Annotated in this window: 1 protein-coding gene; it reads left to right on the top strand. The window is 54.8% G+C overall.

All coding sequences use genetic code 11. The annotated features are described in order from the left end of the window. A partial coding sequence (locus tag K5E40_RS34450) for a GTP-binding protein (protein WP_260456254.1) occupies positions 1-458 on the top strand: 458 nt, incomplete at both ends.

Here is a 458-nt window from a genome sequence, read left to right as displayed (position 1 = left end):
CCGGAAGAAAAAGCTCGTGGTATCACCATCAACACCGCGCACGTTGAATACAACTCGCTGATCCGTCACTACGCTCACGTTGACTGCCCAGGTCACGCTGACTATGTGAAGAACATGATCACTGGTGCTGCTCAGATGGACGGCGCTATTCTGGTTTGCTCGGCCGCTGATGGTCCGATGCCGCAAACCCGTGAGCACATCCTGCTGTCCCGCCAGGTTGGCGTTCCGTACATCGTGGTTTACCTGAACAAGGCTGACCTGGTAGACGACGCTGAGCTGCTGGAACTGGTTGAGATGGAAGTGCGCGATCTGCTGAGCACTTACGACTTCCCAGGTGACGACACTCCGATCATCATCGGTTCTGCTCGTATGGCTCTGGAAGGTAAAGACGATAACGAAATGGGCACCACGTCCGTTCGTAAACTGGTTGAGACTCTGGATAGCTACATCCCGGATCC

This window comes from Pseudomonas baetica (genome assembly GCF_019733355.1).
Taxonomy (GTDB): Bacteria; Pseudomonadota; Gammaproteobacteria; order Pseudomonadales; family Pseudomonadaceae; genus Aquipseudomonas; species Aquipseudomonas baetica_A.
Note: the sequence above shows the minus strand (reverse complement) of the source record. Positions and strands in the feature narration are given on the sequence as shown.